Origin of the sequence: Mycobacterium sp. Aquia_216, from assembly GCF_026723865.1 — a bacterium.
GTDB lineage: Bacteria > Actinomycetota > Actinomycetes > Mycobacteriales > Mycobacteriaceae > Mycobacterium.
On record NZ_CP113529.1, the window covers coordinates 4,239,167 to 4,258,643 of the forward strand.

At 63.9% G+C, this 19,477-nt stretch carries 19 protein-coding genes; 2 read left to right on the forward strand and 17 right to left on the reverse strand.

Going from position 1 to position 19,477, the window contains the following annotated elements; all coding sequences use genetic code 11:
• Positions 1-105 precede the first annotated feature (105 nt).
• Positions 106-855 carry a hypothetical protein gene (locus OK015_RS19865; RefSeq protein WP_268125684.1) on the reverse strand — a complete coding sequence of 250 codons (750 nt, stop codon included), beginning with the start codon at positions 853-855 and terminating at the stop codon, positions 106-108.
• 274 nt (positions 856-1,129) lie between these two features.
• Between OK015_RS19865 and OK015_RS19870 the strand changes: the two genes are divergently transcribed.
• A complete protein-coding gene (locus OK015_RS19870) occupies positions 1,130-1,732 on the forward strand; it encodes a TetR/AcrR family transcriptional regulator (RefSeq protein WP_268125685.1) in 603 nt (200 codons plus the stop codon).
• An 811-nt stretch (positions 1,733-2,543) separates the two neighbouring features.
• Here the strand turns inward: OK015_RS19870 and OK015_RS19875 are convergent.
• The 5 genes from OK015_RS19875 to OK015_RS19895 all read right to left on the reverse strand — a co-directional run bounded on the left by OK015_RS19875 (position 2,544) and on the right by OK015_RS19895 (position 7,844).
• Positions 2,544-4,226 carry a class I adenylate-forming enzyme family protein gene (locus OK015_RS19875; protein ID WP_268125686.1) on the reverse strand — a complete coding sequence of 561 codons (1,683 nt, stop codon included), beginning with the start codon at positions 4,224-4,226 and terminating at the stop codon, positions 2,544-2,546.
• A gap of 30 nt (positions 4,227-4,256) precedes the next feature.
• Positions 4,257-5,120, reverse strand: coding sequence for an SDR family oxidoreductase (locus OK015_RS19880; protein WP_268125687.1), 864 nt, complete (start codon positions 5,118-5,120; stop codon positions 4,257-4,259).
• Between the two features lie 446 nt (positions 5,121-5,566).
• Entirely contained in the window at positions 5,567-6,442 is an 876-nt protein-coding gene (locus tag OK015_RS19885) for a PaaI family thioesterase (RefSeq protein ID WP_268125688.1), read from the reverse strand.
• A gap of 54 nt (positions 6,443-6,496) precedes the next feature.
• The gene (locus tag OK015_RS19890) at positions 6,497-7,114 is read right to left on the reverse strand and encodes a TetR/AcrR family transcriptional regulator (protein WP_268125689.1); all 618 of its coding nucleotides are present in this window, start codon (positions 7,112-7,114) and stop codon (positions 6,497-6,499) included.
• A 10-nt stretch (positions 7,115-7,124) separates the two neighbouring features.
• Entirely contained in the window at positions 7,125-7,844 is a 720-nt protein-coding gene (locus OK015_RS19895; RefSeq protein ID WP_268125690.1) for a hypothetical protein, read from the reverse strand.
• 485 nt (positions 7,845-8,329) lie between these two features.
• On the opposite strand from OK015_RS19895, the gene OK015_RS19900 reads away from it, so the two are divergent.
• Positions 8,330-8,893, forward strand: a complete 564-nt coding sequence (locus OK015_RS19900) for a TetR/AcrR family transcriptional regulator (protein ID WP_268125691.1) — start codon at positions 8,330-8,332, stop codon at positions 8,891-8,893.
• Positions 8,894-8,917: 24 nt separating this feature from the next.
• Here the strand turns inward: OK015_RS19900 and OK015_RS19905 are convergent, their stop codons facing one another.
• From OK015_RS19905 to fabG, 11 genes are all read right to left on the reverse strand, one after another.
• On the reverse strand, positions 8,918-10,114 hold the full coding sequence (locus OK015_RS19905; protein WP_268125692.1) for an acetyl-CoA acetyltransferase: 1,197 nt from the start codon (positions 10,112-10,114) through the stop codon (positions 8,918-8,920).
• The gene (locus OK015_RS19910; RefSeq protein WP_268125693.1) at positions 10,107-11,465 is read right to left on the reverse strand and encodes an OB-fold domain-containing protein; all 1,359 of its coding nucleotides are present in this window, start codon (positions 11,463-11,465) and stop codon (positions 10,107-10,109) included. The genes OK015_RS19905 and OK015_RS19910 overlap by 8 nt, the downstream gene beginning before the upstream one ends.
• Entirely contained in the window at positions 11,465-12,673 is a 1,209-nt protein-coding gene (locus OK015_RS19915; RefSeq protein WP_268125694.1) for an acetyl-CoA C-acetyltransferase, read from the reverse strand. Before OK015_RS19915 ends, OK015_RS19910 begins: the two co-directional genes overlap by 1 nt.
• Positions 12,670-12,924: a hypothetical protein gene (locus tag OK015_RS19920; RefSeq protein ID WP_268125695.1), complete on the reverse strand. Its 255-nt coding sequence runs from the start codon at positions 12,922-12,924 to the stop codon at positions 12,670-12,672. Before OK015_RS19920 ends, OK015_RS19915 begins: the two co-directional genes overlap by 4 nt.
• 6 nt (positions 12,925-12,930) lie before the next feature.
• Positions 12,931-13,395, reverse strand: a complete 465-nt coding sequence (locus tag OK015_RS19925; protein ID WP_442791313.1) for an aromatic-ring-hydroxylating dioxygenase subunit beta — start codon at positions 13,393-13,395, stop codon at positions 12,931-12,933.
• A gap of 62 nt (positions 13,396-13,457) precedes the next feature.
• Entirely contained in the window at positions 13,458-14,729 is a 1,272-nt protein-coding gene (locus tag OK015_RS19930) for an aromatic ring-hydroxylating oxygenase subunit alpha (protein ID WP_268125698.1), read from the reverse strand.
• A complete protein-coding gene (locus OK015_RS19935) occupies positions 14,726-16,375 on the reverse strand; it encodes a class I adenylate-forming enzyme family protein (protein WP_268125700.1) in 1,650 nt (549 codons plus the stop codon). Before OK015_RS19935 ends, OK015_RS19930 begins: the two co-directional genes overlap by 4 nt.
• Positions 16,372-17,157 (reverse strand): enoyl-CoA hydratase/isomerase family protein, encoded by a 786-nt coding sequence (locus OK015_RS19940; protein ID WP_268125702.1) that lies wholly within the window; start codon positions 17,155-17,157, stop codon positions 16,372-16,374. The genes OK015_RS19935 and OK015_RS19940 overlap by 4 nt, the downstream gene beginning before the upstream one ends.
• Positions 17,154-17,957 (reverse strand): enoyl-CoA hydratase/isomerase family protein, encoded by an 804-nt coding sequence (locus tag OK015_RS19945; protein ID WP_268125704.1) that lies wholly within the window; start codon positions 17,955-17,957, stop codon positions 17,154-17,156. The genes OK015_RS19940 and OK015_RS19945 overlap by 4 nt, the downstream gene beginning before the upstream one ends.
• Positions 17,957-18,724: an enoyl-CoA hydratase/isomerase family protein gene (locus OK015_RS19950; protein WP_268125706.1), complete on the reverse strand. Its 768-nt coding sequence runs from the start codon at positions 18,722-18,724 to the stop codon at positions 17,957-17,959. The genes OK015_RS19945 and OK015_RS19950 overlap by 1 nt, the downstream gene beginning before the upstream one ends.
• Positions 18,721-19,455, reverse strand: a complete 735-nt coding sequence (gene fabG / locus OK015_RS19955; RefSeq protein WP_268125708.1) for a 3-oxoacyl-ACP reductase FabG — start codon at positions 19,453-19,455, stop codon at positions 18,721-18,723. The genes OK015_RS19950 and fabG overlap by 4 nt, the downstream gene beginning before the upstream one ends.
• Positions 19,456-19,477 lie beyond the last annotated feature (22 nt).

The following is a 19,477-nucleotide window of genomic DNA, read 5'->3' on the forward strand; positions in this document are numbered from 1 at the left end:
ATCCACGCTGAGGCAAGCACTGTGGCGATAGCTGAGGTCGCGAACGTCACTTCGGCGACAGACTGCCACACCCCTGGCATCGTGTACACGGGAGGGATTAGGTACTCATCCACGTGCGGTCGCCACCTCAGGAACGTTCCGATCGCCATCGGGCCGGTAGGCGGGATATTTAGTCATGGCCCACAGGTTGAACACAGCCCAGCCAATGGTGGCCGCCCCGAGCAACAGGAACGGAAGCTGCCGGAAGTAGGGATCGAGAAACGCCCAGGCGCCGAACATCCCGATCGGGTTGATGAGCAGGCACCAGTTCATCAGCATGGTCTGGCCCCGCATGGAGCGGCGGCCGGCAAGCAGCACGGTGGAAAACACCGGCGGCATCCATGCGGTGACTGCAAATGCGACGAGGAACAGCGGATCATCGAGGATGCTTTTGACAGTCAGCCACATCGCGGCAATGCCGAGCAGCGCCCCGATGATCGCCACACCGAACTGCCGCTGGGTCAGCCGAGGCATCAGCTCGGCGCGCCCATAGCGGTAAACCTGATAGCACAAAACGAATTCGATGCTTGAGGTAAAAATCAGTGCAATAGCCCAAAATTCAAGCCACCAGTGGTTATACGTGTGAAACCAGGAGTTCCAGTAGGCCACAAAGGAAGCATCGTGAATGGCGAAGAAACCGACTGCCGCCAACGGCGCGGGGTAGGCGCGGTGCGCACGGGCGGTCCGGAAGGCCGAGATCAGATAAACGAATGTGGCGCCTAGACACAGCGTCATCAAACCCATGACGGCGAACGTGTGGTGATCGACCGAGTACAGGACGGACGCTGGGTCGTAACTGGCGAGGACTGTGGTCACGCTGCCACTTCCTTCGGACTCGTCTGCGAGTGTGGTTCGACGCCGCCGCAATATCGACAGTGGCGCGCGCCGTGACACATGATAGTAATTACTATCAATCGAGATGACAACCAGGGCGGTGTCATTTCGCGCGCGGAACTTCGCAATTGCCTTGACAGGCTCAACGGTGCCATCAGTGCCCGGTTGAGTGCGCTTTACTAGGATCGTGGTCACGCAGGACGGCTCGAACCGAGTCAAGCGGCGTAAGCGCACGACTGAGGAACTTCGTCGTGGCGTGCTGGCGGCCGCCGAGGAACTGTTTGCGACTAAAGGCTACGGCGGGGCGACCACCAAGGAGATCGCCCGAATGGCTCAGACCACCGAGGCGGCCATCTTCCGCGCATTCAACTCCAAGCAGGAACTGTTCACGGCCGCGGTCCTCGCACCGTTCGAGAACTTCATGACCCGCTACGCTGGTGAATGGCTACCCGAACCGACGCGTGATACGCCTCAAGAGGCGCTCCGCGAATTCGCTTACGATCTCTACCATCTGGTCTCCGAACACCGCAAGATCTTCACCGCGATCATGACCAACGGTCTTGTCGGTTCCGAAGTTCAACCCGTCTTTGCCCGGCTCGAACAGGTCAGCAACGTGATCAAGGAGCAGTACGGCCTAGAGTGGGACACTCCGATCGCGGCACGTGCAATGGTCGCCATGGTGGCCACGATGGCGATTTTCGAGAATGTGGTCTACCCGCCGGGAGAGGTGCCCGATCGAGAACGGATCGTCGACGAACTCACCCGCATACTCATCGGCGCTGCCGGACTGCTCCCCGCTGCGCCCGCCAGCGCGAAGGAGTCCGGTTCGACCGCGCGCCGGGTGAGACGGAAAGCGTAGGCGATAATTACGCATTCCCAAACTACGAACGTGCACAACGGAATCCAGAATGAGAACAGCCCATTCCACGCAAGCGGGCCGTCCTTGAAGAAATACGCCGCCACCGCGGGCGAGTACAGAAGGCAAGCCCACAGGCTCGCGTAGCCGAGCCACCGCGGCAGCAGCCCCGGATACGCCTTCTGCAAGAGGATAGCGACGGCGAACGGCAAGAACTGGATCAAGAATGGCGGTACCGGAGTGACCGTAAGGATCCACCCGAAGTCATTGAGCATGCGAATCTCGCTGGGCGGACGGTCAATTCGATAGGCTGCAACCTGCCAGACCAGGGCTGGCAGCACGAAGAACATACTGCTGGCGAGACCGCCAAGCATCTGGCACTTGCTCAGGAATGTCTCGGTGCCTTCCATCCGACGAATCATCGCAGACCACGTCACCACCCACGGCAGGTAAAGCGACGCCGCAATCATCACCAGGTCCATCCCGAGTTTGATGCGCGCATTGTGGAGGCGGTAGATCTCTGCGATCTCCCCCGCGCTCGCGTTGGGGCTATGCGCGGGTACGAAATCGGCTAGGACCCACAGGCCCAGTAAGTAGGCAAGCAGAAAACCGACGCCGCACCAGGCGCCGCAGCGATGTATCCGGGGAAGCATGAACGGTCCTAACCTTTGTGGGCGGATACCCGCCCCTTGATAGTATTCACTATCAAGGTAGGTGGTGGCCGAACCGGCGACAAGTGCTATCCACGATCTGATCAGCCGGCACCGCAGTCGACGCTGTCAGCCTCCCTTTGCTGATCAGCCGAACCGTGTCGTCAGCGAGGCGTCGAGGTGAGCTGCTCGACGAGCCGATATTTCTGGACCTTTCCGGTCGGCGTTGTCGGCAGATCCTGAGCACGGTAAAACACCACCCGCTTGGGCACTTTGAAACGAGCCAGCTTTGCGCGGCAAAGATCGAGCACCTCGTCTTCGGCAAGTGCCGAGCCCGGCACCGGGACTATGACGGCACAACCGATCTCACCCCAGCGGTCGTCGACCAATCCGACGGCAAAGACCTGACTGATCTCCTCGTGCGCCGCCAGCAGATCCTCAATCTCCTTGGGCATCACCAGTTCGCCACCGCTTTTGTACAGCTCCTTGCTCCGGCCGGTCACCTCGAGGTAGCCGTCGGCACGCACCCGCCCGAGATCCCCCGAATGGACCCATCCGTCCCGCAAGGTCGCCGCGGTCTCACCGGGCAAGTTCCAGTACCCAAGCATCGCCGTGGGCCCCGACGACACCAACTCTCCCTCCTCGCCGGCGGGTAGCTGTTCACCGGTTTCGGAATCCACTGCCCGGTATACGACAAGTTCGTCGCTGCCCGAAACCGCGGCCGCGCCAGCCATCTTCGGCTTTCCGACGGTCTCGGAAGTGAGGTGCAACGGGTCATCGGGGCGGGTCAGTGTCATCGCACCACCGGTCTCGGTCATCCCGTAGCCGGTGACGATCTCGCGGACGCCGATGTCCTCTCTGATTTGCTGCCACAACCAGATAGGCGCCGGCGCCGATCCGCACAGCATCGCATTCAGGGAACTGAGGTCGTACTGCCCGCGGGCCGGACTCTCCAGCATGGCGACAGCCATGGTGGGAACACACAGCACGTCGGTGGCTCGGTGGCGTTCGATGCCGGCGAAATAACCCTCGGCGCTGAACGCCGTCTGCGGGATGATCGCCCCGCCGACGAACGTGGCCGACAGCAAGCCTTCGATGTACCCGAACATGTGGTAGCAGGGCAACGAGAACAGGATGCGTCTGCCGTCCTCATAGGCTCGCGTCAAGGCCGATGCATACGCTGTCCGCAGCACCGCATCGTGAGTGACCAGTACGCCCTTGGGTGAACCGGTGGTGCCGGAGGTATAGAGCATGTCACTCGCGCTATCCGGGTCGACGGCGAAGCCATCACTGGCTCCGGGGTTTTCATCTCCGAGGATGGCGAGCCCGGCCACGGTCAGGCAACCAGGCCGCGCTTGGCCGTTGGTGTCGAGCAGCACCACGTCCCGCGGCGCATCGAGGCCTGGGATATCCCAGCCCGGCACGATCTCATCAAGCATCGACTGATAGTCGAGGCCGCGGAAGTCCGTCATGGTGACGACCACCCGGCATCCGGAATCGTCAAGGACGTAACGCAATTCATCCTGCTGGTAGAGGAAGTTGATGGGAACGGCGATCGCCCCGACGCGCGCGATCGCGAACTTGATTGTGACGAACTGCGGGTAATTGGCCATGATGACGCCGACCCGATCGCCGGGGCGAACACCGAGTACCGCGAGACCGTCGGCCAGCCGTCGAGACTCGATTGCCACATCGGCGTAGCTAAGCCGATAGTCGTCTGCGAATACCAGGGGACGATCCCCATATTGTTCGGCGCAGCCGTCCAACCACGCTGCCAGGGTGCACGGTCTCCAAACGGGGAAACGTCGGCGTATCGATTCTCGTCGCGCCTCGATGCTCGTGGTCAATTGACCGCTCGAATCACGCTGGCCCCGTGGCTATCCCACAGGATTGGTGCCGAGCTTCGCGCTCGACATGTCGCTGATCTCCGACCAGCGCTTGGTGATCTCGTCAAGACTCGGCGGTGTGGCGAACGTGACACCATCATTCTGGAACTGCGCGACCCGCTGCACTAGTCCACCGCCGACGACAAATACCGAACCGGACTCCTGATTCTCCTCAGAGAGCAGGTAGCCGACCGTCGGCGCAACATGGTCCGGGTCGAGTTTGTCCAAGACCTCCTGGGGCGCGATGTCGGCGGTCATCCGCGTCGCCGCCATCGGGGCGATCGCGTTCGCCGTGATCCCGTACTTCGCGCCCTCGATTGCCAGGGTGTTGATCAGCCCGACCAGTCCGAGCTTGGCAGCGCCGTAGTTGGCCTGACCGAAATTGCCGTATATCCCGCTGGTCGAAGCCGCCATCACAACGCGTCCGAACTTCTGCTCACGCAGGTGCGGCCACACCGCGCGGGTAACGTGGTAGCCGCCGTAGAGATGGACGCTGATCACGGCATCCCAGTTCTCATCGGTCATTTTGTGGAACGCGCCGTCGCGCAGGATTCCCGCATTGTTGACCACGCCGTGCACGGCACCGAAGTGCTCGATGGCGGTCGCGACAATCGCCTCCGCGCCTTCCCGGGTGGCCACACTGGAGTAGTTCGCGACCGCACGGCCGCCGTGACTGCGGATTTCCTCCACCACCGCGTCGGCCATGCTGGTGCCCGACCCGGAGCCGTCTCGAGCACCGCCAAGGTCGTTGACGACCACAAGAGCACCATTGTCGGCGAGGAACCGCGCGTAAGCACGTCCCAATCCCCCGCCGGCTCCGGTAACGATGACGACTTTGTCCTGGACTCCGGGCACTTCTGCTTCCTCCACGTGGTGTCGCGCTACTGCTTCCAGAGTTTAATCTAGTTTAGAATTTTTGTGGCCGTCAAGGTCACACCGACCGCGGCCTGCGGACTACCGGCAGCAGGGTTGGTCGGTCATCGGGCGGGTTGCGGACGCACCGAGCGAGCCCGAGTCGAGCCGCGCCGCGCCCTGTAGAAGGTCGGCTCGCTGCTATCCGAGCACCCGATACATCGCCCCGCCGGCGGCCAGAGTCCACGGCCCTATACCGCCCGTCAGCATAGGCCAGATGCGTTGTGAGCCAAGCCATGCCACATCACTCATCGCACGAGTTACGTCTGGACTTGTCTCGCTCGGCCGGAACCGCACGTGAGCCTCCCTCAGTCGCCACAGCATCAGGCCGAACTGCACAGTCCCTGCCAGCAGGAATGCCATGCCGACGCTGCACAGCACGACACCGATCAAGAAACCGGTGCGGTGGTTGACATAATAGGCCGCGGTTTGGTCGGCACGAGGACGGTCCTGTCGGTGCGTGACCGAGCGGTAACCGTTGAGATCGTGCACAGCGTGTCGTCGGCGGATCGGCCGAGCACCTCGACGACAGCGAACGACGCTCCCACATAGCGCGCCCGTGCGGTCACGGTGACAGGGCCGTCCCCCCGTGCGGCCCGGACGAAGGCGACGTGCACACGAGCAGTGGTGAGTTTTGAATTGCGCTCGCCAAGGAGTTGCGCTGCGGCGATCTCGCTCAGGCATGTCCAGACGCCGCCGTGCAGTAGGCCGAAGATATTGGTCCACGAAGCCGAGGCCCGCAAGGTAAGTAAGACGGAATCAGCTGGGCCTGTGGATCGTTCGAGCCGCAGATAGTCCTCGATCGTCGCGGCCGTCGGTGCCGGCTCGTTCCGTCTCCGCACGACCGGCGGTGCAAGGTCGCCCCGAGGAGGCAGGTGGTGCGCCCATGTCGTGCCCTCGGCCACGACAGATCCATGCTCGTCGATCAGCCGAGCCTGCGCGTAGCCGCCGCGATGCTCGACCTGAACAGGGGTGGCCGTGGCCTGCAGCCGACTCTGCCGGTCGAAGGGGGCGAGGAAATCGATGGTCAGTTCGGACGTCGTCGTCCACCACCCCTCCGGGCGGTGAATAGCCAGGGACTCACCGAGAACATGGTCGAGCGCGGTGGCCAGTGCGCCAGGCCGCGGCATGCCGTCGCCGTCCAGCGACCATGCACCGACCAGAACATCACAGCACCGTCCGACGCCGTCCGCACGGCACCGTGAAAGCCCGAAGCGCGCCTCGACAGACGTGCGGTCGTCAACCTCGCAGACCGAATCAAGCACCAGCGCACATCCCTCCACGCGCGATGTTGGCTCCAAGAGACGTCGACAGCAATTTCACCGACCGGCCTCACCTGTCCGATTGGACAGCAGCCGGCGCAACACCACGGTGGTCGCCACCAAGTCATCCGGATCGTGCAATGTCGCCCCCAGGCTGCCCAACCCCTGCAGCAGACCGACGATCGCCAGGGCGACCCCGCGCACGCCGACACTTTCCACCAGATCCGCGGGCGCTGTCCGCGCGAGATCGGTGACGAACGTCGAGAACGACATCAACGTGGGGCCCATCGCCGCGCGGATCTGGTCGCTACGGGCAACCTCCAGTTGGACCGTGAAGGTCAGCGGCGCCAACGTCGGATCCGATCGATGCAACTCACCGGCCGCCCGGAGCAGCGTGTCCAGCTGGTCATCGAACGATTGCGCGGAGGCGATCGAGGCGCTCAGATGATCGATGAAGATGTCGTAGACCTCAGCGCCGACCGCGACAAACAATCCCAATTTGTTGCCGAAGTGATGGTAGAGCGCGGTCGGCGCCACGCCCGCGTCCGCGACGATCTCTTGAGTTCCCGCGCCGGCGAAACCCTTTTGGGCGAAGATCCGCCGACCGCTGACCAACAGACGACGACGGGTGGCGTCCCCCGCCGGCCGCTGCGGTCGCGCGGCGGCGAGCGACACCGGCCGAAGGTCATGTTGCGGCATCGGTATGGGCTTTCGTGATTTGCGAAGCGCGACCCGCCGCACTTATCGCACAGAACATGACCACGAACCACGCCACGAACACCACCACCGGGATCCAGAAACTCAGAATTCCGTTCCACGCCAAGGGCCCGGTTTTGAAGAACGGAATGAGGCAGGCCGGGACCAACAGCAACCCGATCCAGAAGTTCGCGTAGGCAACCCACCGCGGAAAGACCGGCGTGACGGATCGATCCAGCAGAATCGCCGCACCAATCACGATGTACTGCAAGGTAAACGGCGCAACAGGCGAAAACGTCATGATGAAACCGAGATCGTGAAGTTGTTGGGTGATCTCCGACGGCCGCGCCGGTCGGAATGCGACGACGGCCAGGATCAGGAAATTCAGCGTGAAGAACACGGTTCCGAAGGTGCCGAGCGCGGTCTGGGTCGTCGAAAGGACGCGGTCGTCCGCTTCGGCCCGGCGCAGCAGCAATCCCACCGCGACCGTGAAGGGCACGTAGAGGGTGCCGCCCCAAACACACATGACCATGCCGAGCCGCTTGGCGTTCGTATGGTGCGACCACAGGTCTGCCACTTGCTGCAGCGAGAGATCCGGCGAGGGCGGCGGAAGGAACCCGGCCAGCACCATCCAGCCCAGCAGCACCAGCGCAATTCCGACGGGCCCGCTCCACGCCAGGACCATCAGTCTGCGATCGGGTGTCGACAAGTCCGGCCCCTCCAGCTCCGACTTAGCTAATGTAGTGATTACTACTGTAGTAATTAATACATTAGGCGGAGTCGATCGCAAGATCCACGCCAACCGGCTGGGCGTCGCCGGTTATGACTTTCCGCCGTACCGCGTTGCGGACGTCTGAGCTTTCCGGCGTCACCATCGAGCCCGGCGACAAGGCGCTCATGTTCTAGAACTCCGCGCAGCGCGACTCCTCGGTTTCGTCGATCCCGGGCGAGTCGACCTGAGCCGAAAGCCCAATCCGCACCTAGCGTTTGGCGGACGCGGTCCGCATTTGCGTCTCGGCAGTCATGTGGCGAAGCTGCAGCTAAGAGCCATCACGGGCGCACCGTACCGTCGCCGCCTGACATCGAGACCGTCGGTGCGCCCGAATATCTGACTGACACGTGGACGCGCCGCGCCAAGGCGGCACTCAGCTACCTGAAATCGCGCGCCGCCAAACACGAACTAAAGTCCCAACCATGGTAAGCGGCGCCTCCCGGGTGGCCTACTTCGAGACGGGTCTGGACGTACTGTCCGACCTTGGTTACGGCGGGCTGAAACTAGCCGAGGTGTGCCATCGGCTGGGCGTAAGCACCGGCTCCTTTTATCACTTCTTCGATAACTGGCCGACGTACACACGGGAGTTGGTCGAACACTGGAGGCAGGCCAACACCGTCCGGCTGGTGGAGTGGATCCGCACGGAACCAGATCCACGACGACGCATCGACAGCATCATCGATATCGGCTTGAGTCTGCCGCACCGCGCCGAAGCCGCGATCCGCGCGTGGAGTGGTGCTGACCCCGATGTGCATGCGGTACAGGTGGACGTCGATCGCGAACGCCATCAGATCCTTCGGGAGTGCGCGCTGCAAATTCTGTGCGACGAACGCCAGGCGCAGCTGTTTGCCGACTGGGCGGTCTACCTGCTCGTCGGCTACGAGCAAGCGACCTTGCCCCCCGACAAGGCGGCGCTTGAGTGGATCGTCGGCCAGCTCCTCGATGCGCTGGACGGCGGCCGGTTCGGTTCTGTCCCGCGCGGCTGAGTTCGCGGCTTAGAGCAACGCGCTTTAGCGATCAGCTGACCGGCTTACCACCGAGACGAACGAGACACAGCTGCCCGGACGCCCGCCCAGGTTATGGGTAAGCGCGGTGTGCGGATCGGACAGCTGCCGCTGACCAGCCTCGCCGCGGAACTGCAACCAGGCCTCATAAAGCATCCGCAGCCCACTGGCACCCACCGGGTGCCCGAACGACTTCAACCCTCCGTCGGGATTGATCGGCAGTCGCCCGTCGGCATCGAAATCGCCTGTCAGCACGTCTTTCCAGGACTGGCCGGGATCGGCGAAGCCGAGGTCCTCCATCAGCACGATCTCCGTCGGGGTAAAACAATCGTGCACCTCGGCCAGCGAGAACGCCGTGCGCGGATCGTCAATACCCGCCTGTTGGTAGGCATCTCGCGCGGAGCGCACGACTTCAGGAAAGCTGGTGTAGTCGTAGTCCGGGTCCGTCGCGCCCAATCCCGAGCCGGCGACCAGCGAAAGCGCCCGCACGTACATTGGAGTATCGGTGTACCGCAGCGCGTGCTCGGCAGGTACGACGATGGCGCATGCAGCCCCGTCGGAAACCCCGGAGCAGTCGAACACACCGAGGCGCCCGGCCACCTTCGGCGCGTTGTCGATCTTGTCCTTGGCGACAGGAGAGCGGAACTGCGCCTTAGGATTTCGTGCTCCGTTGACGTGGTTTTTCCACGCCACGTGTGTCATTGCGTCACGCATCTCTTCGGCGGGGACACCGTGTTTCGCACAGTAGGCCGGGTCGAGCAGCGAGAATGCCGCGGGAGCGGTCATCGACAGTTCGGGCGCAGTGCCGTCGCCGGGTGGGTCCTGGCGCAACAGCCCCGAGAAGCCAGAATCTTTCAGCTTCTCCACCCCGACTGCCATCGCAACGTCGTACGCACCGGCTGCGACCGCATAGCATGCATTACGAAACGCTTCCGATCCACTGGCACACATGTTTTCGACCCGAGTGACCGGCTTGTCCCCGATCCCCAACGGCCGGCTCAACGTCAACCCCGACATACCCGAGCTGAGGGTGCCGAGCCAGTAGGCGTCGATATCCTCGCTACCCAGCTGGGGAGCCGAAGCCATACATTCGGCGACCGCCTCGACCAGCAAGTCGTCGGCGGAGCTGTCCCAGCGCTCGCCGAACCGCGAGCAGCCCATGGCCACAACCGCAACTTTGCCAGCTATTCCCTTGCTAGCCATGGGTTCTCCCGTCCAATCGGGCCTTCCAGAAATAGTTGTGGACGTCACCCGCGGTGAACAAGCGGCGGAAGCTGAATTCCACGGCCGAGCCAACCTGTAATCGCTCGGGCTCAGCGTCGGCAACCTCGCAGGTGAATCGCCCACCACCAGCCACATCGATGACGGCTTGTACGACGGGCGGCGACGGGGAGTATGCCAGGTGATCGACGGTGTAGGTGGCGACGACGCCGCGCAGGCCACCCACGGGCACACCGGCCATCCGATCGGTTGCGCCACAGTCCTTACAGACACGCGCCGGCGGCAGATGGATGAAATCGCATTCCTCACAACGTGAGCCGTAAAGACCGAACTTCCACAGCGTCGAGCGACCGGCGGCAGGTCCTGACGGCCTGTCGGGCTCGGGACGCCGCGGCGGCTCCAGTTCGACCAGCCCCCGCCAGGACAGGTAAGTCAGATATGCGACCGCCGCACCGCCCTGCCGCTGGGCGCTGACCGGATGTGGCTGACGCGCTTGGAGTAGCGCGCTGGTGGTCCGCAGCAGCATTGCATCGCAACCGTCGACGGCCGACAGCATCAGCACGGTCTCGCCCGCATCGGCGGTGTCGAAGACACTGCATAGCGCTAGCGCGGCATCGCAGGCACCCGAAAAGCCGACGGGTGAGGTGACTACCGACTTATCGCCCTTCACCAGCGTCGCCGCGCGTTTGATGATCCCCCCGTTGGGACAGGTAAGCACGACATGGTCGACCCCGTTCAGCCCCACGGTGTTTAGCACCTGCTCGACCGCGGCCCGGATGAGGTCGGCGTAACGCTCGGCGCCAAACCGTTCCTCCCATTGCTCGCCGGTCACCGAAGTCGTTGCGCGCCAGCGATCGAGGAACTCCGCCGTCAGCGACGTCACGGCGAGCACTTCGGCGATGGCGGGTTGGTCGTCTCCGAACAGCAGGGCCGCCGCGCCGTCGCCACCGAGTTTCTCGTCGGCCGACCCCGGCCGGCCCACTCGCACGTCGGCGCTGGCCGCAATCCCGCCGGTGCTCGCCGCCGCGAGGATGGCGGCAAACCCGCTGCGTCCCGATCCGCAGAAGTCAACGGCTAAGGCGTCGAAGGGCAGAGCCAGCGCGGCGTGGATCGCCGTGGCGTTGGTCTTGTCCGCATAAGCCGGTGTGCTCGTGGCAAAATACAGCGCTTTGGCCAGGTGTGCCTGCGGTATATCGGCCACGGCCGCAACCGCCATCGTGGTGCTGTCCTCGTCGAACCCAGCGACGACGCGATCACCGTGGCGTACGCCGATATCAGCGCCGGCCAGGCGGTAATGAGGCAAGTACGCGGCATAGCCGACGAGAGGCTTCATCAAACGGCCCCGCGGAAGATCGCGGCCAAGCCCTGTCCACCGCCGATGCACATGGTCTCCAGCGCCAGGCCTCCGCCCCGCCGGCGCAGCTCGTGCAGCATCGTGGCCAGGATCCGCACGCCGGTCGCCGCGATGGGATGCCCCAGCGAGATGCCCGAACCGTTGACGTTGAGCCGGTCGTCGACGTCGTTGAGCTTGACGCCCCAGCCGGCCAGCACGGCCAGCACCTGCACCGCGAACGCCTCATTGACCTCGATCAGATCCAGGTCATCGAACCCCAATCTCGTTCGGCGGAATAGTTTTTCGACGGCGCCGACAGGTCCGATGCCCATCCGTGACGGTTCGCAACCGACCGCCGCCCAGCCCTCGAGAAATCCCAGCGGCTCCAGATCGAGGTCCTCGAGCCGGTCCTCCGCCACCACCAGGCACGCGGCCGCGGCGTCGTTCTGCTGACTCGAGTTGCCGGCCGTGACGGTGCCGCTTTTCATCATGGGCCGCAGGCGGCCAAGCGTTTCGAGAGTGGTATCGGGACGGATGCCCTCGTCGTCGGCGAATTCCATCGGTTCACCTTTGCGCTGGGGCACCTGCACGGCAACAATCTCGTCGTCGAAGCGGCCGGCCTGCTGAGCCGCGGCGGCGCGTTGATGGCTGCGCGCCGCGAAGCTATCGGCGGCCTCACGGTCGATCCCGTAATCGGCGGCCAGGTTCTCGGCGGTCTCAATCATGCCGCTAATCGGGCCGAATCGCCAGATCGGCTGGGACAATTCGCGACCACGATCGAGCCGGTCGTAGAGCATCTGGTTTCCGGAACGCGAGCCCCAGCGTGCGGTCGTGGTGTAGTGCTCGATATTGCTCATCGATTCGACACCACCGGCCAGTACGACGTCAGCGGCACCGGTCTGCACCATCATCGCGGCGGTGACGATCGCCTGTAGGCCGCCGCCGCAGCGCCGGTCGATCTGCAATCCCGGCGCGGTGATCGGGAGGTTGGCGTGCAGCGCGGCCCAGCGTCCGATACACGGGGCCTCGGAATTGGCATAGGACTGGGCAAATACCACGTCTTCGATCGCGGTGGGGTCGACGCTACTGCGCGCGACGACTGCCTCAATCGCACGGGCGGCGAGGTCCTCGGCCCGCAGCGGTCGCAGACTCCCGCCAAAGGTCCCGACCGCGGTTCGCAGCGGACTTACTATCGCGGCGCGCCTCACGTATCACCTCGCCAGCGTCCCGCGGAAGGATCGATCAACGCGGTCAGCTGCTCGTCTGACAACCAGATAATCGTCTCCAATTCCAATGCGTCAAGGTAACGGACACGACCGGTGCGAAGATCCTCCAGCCGCAGGCGCGGCGAATTACCGGCCGTATCGAATCTCACTGATATCTGCGCGAATTCACTGTCGATCACCGGACCGACCCCGGGCACGTCCACCGCATCGCTGTCATCGAATTCAATCGCCATCACGACTCAGATGAGAAAACCGAGTGTCGGTATCGGCTCGCCGTTGTCCACCAGGACAACCTTCTTGTAGACCAGCCGCAAGTCACCGTCCTTGCGGCGCAGCCGGTACGTGGTCCGGCCGCCCCAAAGATGGGTGCCCCGCGCCCGAGACTCCAGCACGATGAAGTTCGCTGCCACCTCCAAGTCCGTGCCATCGCTGGAATTCGCGCGGCCGCCAAGGAATTCGATGTTGGATATCAGCCGTCTGAGCTTTGACGGTGGCGCCTGGGCGTAGCGCTTCCCGGTGCGAACCTGCTTTAGGCGGGTGGCAATGCGGCTGCGGTTGTCATAGATCACCGACATCGTGCGCGACGGGTCGCTGGTCGCGGCGACCGGAACCCAGTACAGCGCATCGTCGGTCCATAACGCTTCCCACGAGTCGTAGTCAGACTCGTCGGCGTAGCGCGCTTCGCGGTAGAGGAACTGCTCCACTTCCCAACGGTCGAAGCCGTCAGGTACTGGCCCCAGAGTGGCGGGATTATCCAACGCACGGGTCACAATTCAGCCTCCATCAGCATCTTGTACTGTGACCAGAAGCCCCTCATGCCCGTCTCATCGGTGGCTCCGCCGACGGTGAAACCGTTCTCATCGACCTGTTCGCGGTTCAGCCCACGACGAACGTCGAGCCATTCCGGTGTCAGGCACTCGAGTCCAAGTTGGTTGCGTTCATACATTTCGGTGTCGTCGGCCAGCAGCATGCCGGCGGGCCCCACCGAGCCCATGCACTGCGAGACCATGCGTTGGTTCAGCTCTGGTGCACCGACCATCTGCACCGCTGTGGAGTACTGCGTGCACTCACCGACGGCGACCGGCTGAATGTTGAAGACCTGGATCTCGGCGATGAACAAATTCGGGAAAATCATCACGTGCGGGCCGCCTTCGATCATGATCTTGTCGGCTTCCTCGCCGTGCCGCTTGCGCATCGCCGCGACATAGCCAGGCACCCGTGCCTCAGTGGTCCCGAACCAGCGCATCGGCTCGGCGAACTTCCGGAATTCTGGACGAAGATCGTTTTCGCTGTGCCCCTGACCCAGGTCGCGCGTGACCGCCGTGGACGTATCACTATAGAGGGCACCGATCGGGCTGCCGGTGACACCGAAAATCGAGCCGTGCACAAACTGCGGGTGATACCCGTCGGTTTCGTTCTCTGCGAGAAGCTTCCAGTTTGCTCGCGTCCGGTGCTGCAGCCATCCCGCGGTGAGCTCGACTTTTCCCTCCGGAGACAATTGCACCAACCGGTCGATCTCGCCCGCGGCCGCACCGAGATGCTCGATGAGCCCCGGGCCGTCGGCCGCGAAGCTACCGAACACAAACCCGTGGTAGCTGTCCATCCGAGGAACCCGTCCCAGATTCAGGTCTAGCTTGCGCTCGCCGTAGCCCTTGAAGAACGGGAACCCGACGAGCTCACCGTTATTGCGGTAGGTCCAACCGTGATAAGGGCAGCGAAACGTCGACGAATTGCCTTCGGCGTCATCGCAGACTTGATTCCCGCGATGTGCACAACGGTTGAGGAGCAGATGCAGCTCTCCGTCGCGGTCGCGGGTCATGATCACGTCTTGCAGCCCGAGCCGCTTGCGCACGTAGTCATTAGGTTGCGACACTTCGCTTTCGTGTCCAACGAAAACCCAAGTGCGGTACCAGATCCTGCGTAGCTCCTCGGCAAAGATGCCGGGATCGGTGTATAGCGACCCATGCACCTTGTCTCGCTTGATCAACTGGTCATAGCGGCTGCCGGTACCGGCGGCCGAGTCGATGAGTGAGGTCACTGGTCGGGCTCCTTTCGGAACAGTTCGCGCACGCTGCCCTGCGCGATCAGGTCGGGTAGGGCGAACTTGCGCACCTTCCCGGTCGGCGTTTTCGGCAGTTCGTCGGCGACAAACCAGCGCTGCGGAACCTTATGCGGTGTCAGGTATTGGCCTACATGAGTTACGAGCTGGTCGGCCGCATCCGCCGGCAGTGAACCGCGCGCAACGACCATGACGGCAACGATCTCGCCCAGCCGGTCGTCGGGGAGGCCGAACGCGCAGGCTTCGGCAACCATTTCATGATCCGCCACGCACGCCTCGATCTCGGCGGGCGCGATGTTCTCGCCACCGCGAATGATGAGCTCCTTGAGCCGGCCCGTGAGAGTCAAGTAGCCGCGTTCGTCCATCACACCGAGATCCCCTGTATGTAAGAACCCGTCACCATCCACCGCCGTCGCAGTGGCGGCAGGGTCGTGAAGATAGCCGACCATCTGCTGATAGCCACGTGCGCAAATCTCCCCCGGCTCCCCCACGGGCACCACCCTCCCGGTGGCCGGGTCGACGACTTTGCAATCAACCTGAGGAAGCGGTCGGCCCACGGTGCGCAGTTGGTCAGCACGGCTGTCGTCGGGCCGGGTCGCGGTGAGCACTGGCGAAAGTTCCGTCTGTCCAAACACATTGATCACTGTCGTCCCGAAGGTATCTTCGGCGGCCTTGATGAGGCCAGCAGAAACGGTAGAGGCGCCGCCCAGGCAACTTGAAAGTTGTGGCGCCCGCTCACCGGAGGCGCGCTGCGCGGCGACGAGAGCTGTCAGCATCGCGGGCACGAAGAACAGGACCCTCACGCGTTCGCGGCGCATGGTATCGAGCAGCGCGCTCGGCTCAAACCGGTCAACCAACACCTCGGTGCCGCCGATCCATAGCGGGCCCAAAGTGCCGACCACACACGCCGCCGTGTGGAACATCGGCAGGGGGTTCACGGTCACCGCGCCTGCGGAAATGCCGGCGGTCTCCAGGGTCAGCTTGGCGACGTTGATCAGCGAACGATGCCGCAACAGAACCCCTTTGGGCCTGCCGGTCGTACCCGACGTGTACTGCAACATCACCGGAAGCTCGGGATCGGCTGGCGCTCGGGCAATCGCAGCGGCATCGATATCGTCGCTTCGCCATTCGCTGCGCGATGACAGGCTGATCGTGCGCGCACCGAGGAGGCGCGTATCGATCTCACTGACTACCGCGGCGGTGTCGTAGTCGCGACTGCGGTCGGCGTGGATCAGCACCTTGGCGCGGGAATGCCCTAGCGCATAGGCCAGTTCGGGGGGGCGAAGCGCCGGATTCAACGCGACCAGAACGACACCGGCTAGCGCCGCGCCGTATTGAATTATCGGCCATTCGACCACGTTCGGCGCCCACAGCGCGACGTAGTCGCCGGGCGTGGTCAGGCGGACCAACGCGGTAGCGACGCGGCAGGCTTCGTCGAACAGCTCGCGGTAAGTCAGACGCACCTCCGCCCCGTCGCCGTGAGCCGGGCCCACCAGGGCCGTGACGGTGCCGTGTGTGCGGGCGCGTGCCGCCAGCAGGGCCCCTACGGTGTAGTCCTCGAGGGTGACGCTGGTATCGGCGTCCAGATACGACCACGCAAGGCGCGCATGCAACTTCGTGGTCATAGCGGTGCCGATCCGAACTGCGGGCGTCGCTTCGCGCGGAACGCCGCGATTCCCTCGGCGAAGTCGTCGGAGTCGAAGAGTTGAGCCTGGTGTTCGGCCTCGAGATCGAGAAGTTCAGAAGGAATGAGCACCGTCCCGGCGGCCAACAGCGATTTGATCACCCCGTACGCCCGCGTCGGCCCGGCGGCCAGACGCTCAGCGTCGGCCAGTGCAGCCGCTACGGCCGTACCGGGCTCGACAAGGGCATCGACGAGTCCGATGTCCAGTGCCGTGGACGCGTCGATGGGCGACGGCATCATCAGCATCTGGCGTGCGCGAGCGATTCCGACCCGGGCTGGCAGCGATGCGAATGTGCCCATGTCACCGGCTAATCCGACGTTGGTGAACGTCGTCGCAAAGCGCGCATCGCGTGCCGCGACGATGCGGTCACATGCGGCGGCCAGGGCGACTCCCGCGCCGAAAGCACTACCCTCCACCGCCGCGACAACGGGCTTGCCCGAGTTCCAGATAGCCCGAATCACCCTCTGGGCCAACTGCGTCCGCTCCATTGCTCGCTCCGGCGGCATTCGCTCCATCGACGTGATGTCCCCACCCGAGCAGAAGGCACTGCCCGCGCCGGTAAGCACTATCGCCCGGACCGAATCGTCCTGGGCGGCACCCTCGATCGCGCTGGCGAGCTCGAGCCGGACCGCAATATCGATGGCGTTGCGCTTGTCGGGACGGTTCAGCGTGACGATCCGCACCGGACCGCGATTCTCGACGAGGACAGAACCGCTACTCATTGTCCCGTGAAGTTCGGTTTGCGCCGTTCAATAACAGCTCTCAGGCCCTCGAGTGCGTCCGCGGTTCCCGACAACTCGGAGACGGTACGCGCTTCCTCAGCTAATCGCTGTTCGACCGATGCGCCCAACCCGCTCCAGATCAGGCGCTTGGTAGCCGACAACGCCCGACCCGGCATCGCAGCCAGTTCGTTCGCGACTTGCTCTGCGCGACTGAATAGTTCGGCATCGTCGACGACCTCAGTGACCAATCCGATCTGCAACGCTTCCCCGGCGCTGAGCGTCGGATTGGTCAGCAGGATCCGCAACGCCTGACGAAGACCGACCAGCTGGGTCAGCGTGACCGAGGAGCCGCCGTCGGGTGCCATGCCGACTCGAACCGCACCAGAAAAGAACTTCGCCGACTGCGCCGCGATGACGATGTCGGATGCACACACCAATCCCAAGCCGCCGCCGCCGGCGGCGAAACCCTGTACCGCGGCGACCACTGGCGCGCGGAGCTGAATCAACGCGGCGGTGGCCAACTGCAACCACGCAGTCGCCTCGCGCAGGTAGTCCGGAAGGTCCGCTCCCTTCGACTCGAAGGTATGAATGTCGCCGCCCGCACAGAAGTTTCGGCCTTCACCGGTGAGGAGGACGACTCGCACGGCGGGATCCGCGTGGCACGTCAACGCCGCCTCGTGCAGCGCCTTGAGGAACTCAACGTTCATCCCGTTGGATGCCTCGGGCCGGTTCAAGCGCAGCCGCGCGACACCATCGGCGACGTCGAGCGCGACGGGCGCGCTGGTTTCTGCAACACTCATCAGCTATTTCCTCGCTGCCGAAAGGCGGTCGCACCGTTCTGTCCGGCGCCACCGCAGATGTGGTCGACTACACAATCGATTTCGTGCCCCAACCCGCTGGATAACGGAGCCCCGAGGCTGGTGTACACGAGCCGCTTAATCGAGACTACGGCCTCGCGGCGCCGCCCGGCCAGATCCGTAACGAACCGGTGGACCCCGCACGCGAACTCGTCCCGCGCAAAACTCCGATACGCGAGGCCGCGACGTACGGCGTCCACTCCCGACATGCGGTCGCCGGACAGTAATAGGCCCAGCGCCTCCTGACGACCGACCAAACGGCTCAACCGCTGGGTGCTGCCCCCGCCCGGGATCATCCCGAACTTGATGTGGTTGTCGGCGATCTTGGCGTCGTCGCTGACCAGCACGATGTCGCTGGCCTGCATCAGCTCGAACCCGCCGGCCATGGCAACACCCTCTACCGCGGCGACCACCGGGACTTCCACACGTGCAATGGCGTCGCATGCGCGGCGAAACGCCTCAAACAACGGGCGGAGCACCTCGGGGCCGCTCGAGCGCAGTGATTCGACTTCATTGAAATCGCCTCCCGCGCAAAAGTTTCCCCCTGACCCCTGGATCACGACCACGTTGACCGCCGGATCGTCGCCCAGCTCGACGATGGCCCGTTCCAGTTCGCCACCCAGCGCGACCGTAAGGGCGTTCATGTGCTCGGGCCGATTGAGCGTGATTGCGCCAACGCCATCGGCGACATCGCGCAGCACGAGCGTCATATGTTGCGACCCCCGCCGACCTCGATGACCGCGCCGGTCACGTAACTCGAGAGATCCGATGCCAAGAAAACGACCGCACCGGCGACCTCTGCGGGTTCACCCGCCCGCTTCATCGGGATGGCGGCCTCACGTTCGGCAAAGACCGCTGGGGGCATCGCCGCCGTCATCGCGGTGCGGATCAAGCCCGGCTGAATCGCGTTGACTCGCACGTTGTGGTGCGCAACTTCCTTGGCGGCGGCCTTAGTCAGTCCGACTACGCCTGCTTTCGCCGCGCTGTAGTTTGTCTGCCCCGGATTACCCGACTTGCCCGACAGAGAAGACATGTTGATGATGCTGCCCGACTTCTGTTCGCGCATAACTGCTGACGCCTCGCGCACACCCAACCAGGTGCCCCGCAGATGCACGGCGAGGACAGCGTCGAAATCCGTCACCGTCATCTTCTTCAACGACGCATCACGGGTGATGCCGGCATTGTTGACGAACACGTCCAGACGGCCGAAATTGCGGACGGCGGCCGCGACGAGGTCGTGCACTTGCTCCTCGGAGGTCACGTCACACGAAACGCCGATCCCGCCGAGCTCGATGGCCGCCTCGGCGACGAGTTCGGCGTCGATGTCAGCCAGCACAACTCGGGCACCGTGTCCGGCAAGCGACCGCGCAATCTCGCGTCCGATCCCCTGACCTGCACCGGTGACGACGGCGACACGCTGGTCGAGTAGCGACTCAACCATGCACCAAGTCCTCCTCATCCCA